The sequence below is a fragment of the Gluconacetobacter sacchari genome (assembly GCF_014174255.1).
Lineage (GTDB): Bacteria > Pseudomonadota > Alphaproteobacteria > Acetobacterales > Acetobacteraceae > Gluconacetobacter > Gluconacetobacter sacchari.
On the sequence record NZ_JABEQJ010000067.1, the window covers coordinates 1 to 2,500 of the forward strand.

Sequence of the window (2,500 nt, forward strand, 5' to 3'; positions counted from 1 at the left end):
TCAAACGGGATTCATGGTTGCGGGGACAGGATTTGAACCTGTGACCTTCAGGTTATGAGCCTGACGAGCTACCGGGCTGCTCCACCCCGCGGGGGTGAGGGAGGACTGGAAGACCTGGCGGCGACCGACTTTCCCGCGTCTTAAGACGCAGTATCATAGGCGCAGGGGCATTTCACGGCCGAGTTCGGGATGGGATCGGGTGGATCTTTCCCCGCCATAGCCACCAGGTCGTCCAGTCCACCCTTGTGAGGGGTGTTAAATGGGCGTGTGAGGTTGGTGTTTTTTTGTGAGTGTTTTGTGTGCGTGGATGATTTCTGTGCATGTGTGTTGCCTGGCGATGCCAGGCGGCATGGGTGAGCCTATTGGGCGATTAGGACCAGTTAGCTGCACGCATTACTGCGCTTTCACACCTGGCCTATCGACGTGATGGTCTATCACGGCCCTTGGGGAGACCTGGTTTTGAGGTGGGTTTCTCGCTTAGATGCTTTCAGCGATTATCCCGTCCAGACTTAGCTACCCGGCTGTGCCGCTGGCGCGACAACCGGTACACCAGAGGTCTGTTCATCCCGGTCCTCTCGTACTAGGGACAAATCCTCTCAAGTCTCCAACACCCACGGCAGATAGGGACCGAACTGTCTCACGACGTTCTAAACCCAGCTCACGTACCACTTTAATCGGCGAACAGCCGAACCCTTGGGACCTGCTCCAGCCCCAGGATGTGATGAGCCGACATCGAGGTGCCAAACCTCCCCGTCGATGTGGACTCTTGGGGGAGATCAGCCTGTTATCCCTAGAGTACCTTTTATCCGTTGAGCGATGGCCCTTCCACGCGGGACCACCGGATCACTATGGCCGACTTTCGTCTCTGATCGAGCTGTCACTCTCACAGTCAGGCGGGCTTATGCCATTGCACTCAACAGTCGATGTCCGACCGACCTGAGCCCACCATCGCGCGCCTCCGTTACACTTTGGGAGGCGACCGCCCCAGTCAAACTGCCCACCATGCAGGGTCCCGGACCAGGCTTACTGGTCTCGGTTAGACATCAGAAACAGTCAGGGTGGTATTTCAAGGATGGCTCCACCGGAACTGGCGCCCCGGTTTCAAAGCCTCCCACCTATCCTACACAGAATGTCTCTGATGCCACTGCAAAGCTGCAGTAAAGGTTCATAGGGTCTTTCCGTCTGACCGCGGGTACCCCGCATCTTCACGGGGAATTCAATTTCGCTGAGCCGATGCTGGAGACAGCGGGGAAGTCGTTACGCCATTCGTGCAGGTCGGAACTTACCCGACAAGGAATTTCGCTACCTTAGGACCGTTATAGTTACGGCCGCCGTTTACCGGGGCTTCAATTCAGTGCTTGCACACCTCCTCTTAACCTTCCGGCACCGGGCAGGCGTCAGGCCGTATACGTCGTCTCTCGACTTCGCACAGCCCTGTGTTTTTACTAAACAGTCGCTACCCCCTGGTTTGTGCCACCCGCCGATGGTTGCCCACTGACGGGTCTCGCTTATCCCGAAGTTACGCGAGTAATTTGCCTAGTTCCTTCAGCATCGTTCTCTCAAGCGCCTTGGTATTCTCTACCAGTCCACCTGTGTCGGTTTCGGGTACGGTCTATATGCCAGAGCTATTTCCTGGAATGCGCGAAAAGCCAGTCCAATCCGATAAGGACTGACAACATTTTGCATTCGTCACTTCTGGCAGGCCCAGGACTATTCACCTGGTTTCCATCGACTACGGCTTTCGCCCTCGCCTTAGGGGCCGGCTCACCCTGCGCGGATTAACCTTGCGCAGGAACCCTTGGACTTTCGGCGACAGTGTTTCTCGCACTGTTTGTCGCTACTCATGTCAGCATTCGCACTTCCGATATCTCCAGAGAGGGTCACCCCGTCTCCTTCACAGACTTACGGAACGCTCCGCTACCGCGCATACAAAGTATGCACCCACAGCTTCGGCACGTGGCTTGAGCCCCGTTACATTTTCGGCGCAGGGTTTCTAATAGACCAGTGAGCTATTACGCTTTCTTTAAAGGATGGCTGCTTCTAAGCCAACCTCCTGGTTGTTTTGGAATCCCCACATCCTTTCCCACTTAGCCACGATTTGGGGGCCTTAGCTGGTGGTCTGGGCTGTTTCCCTCTCGACGATGGACCTTAGCACCCACCGTCTGTCTGCCAGGCTAAACTTCCGGGTATTCGGAGTTTGGTTAGGTTTGGTAAGGCTTTGGGCCCCCCTAGCCCATCCAGTGCTCTACCCCCCGGGGTCAACACCTGACGATCTACCTCAATAGATTTCGCGGAGAACCAGCTATCTCCGAGTTTGATTGGCCTTTCACCCCTAGCCACAGCTCATCCCCGACTTTTTCAACAGGCGTGGGTTCGGCCCTCCAGTGCGTGTTACCGCACCTTCAGCCTGGCCATGGCTAGATCACTCGGTTTCGGGTCTTCTGCCAGCAACTCGTCGCCCTATTCAGACTCGCTTTCGCTTCGCCTACACCTAACGGCT

Annotated in this window: 1 tRNA gene and 2 rRNA genes (1 of these 3 cut by a window edge); all 3 read right to left on the reverse strand. The window is 56.1% G+C overall.

From position 1 onward, the window contains the following. Positions 1-14: 14 nt before the first annotated feature. Positions 15-91, reverse strand: a tRNA-Met gene (locus HLH48_RS22390). Positions 92-112: 21 nt separating this feature from the next. Continuing rightward, positions 113-228: ribosomal RNA gene (gene rrf, locus HLH48_RS22395) — 5S ribosomal RNA — on the reverse strand. Between the two features lie 121 nt (positions 229-349). Further along, positions 350-2,500, reverse strand: a 23S ribosomal RNA gene (locus tag HLH48_RS22400) (it continues 590 nt past the right edge of the window).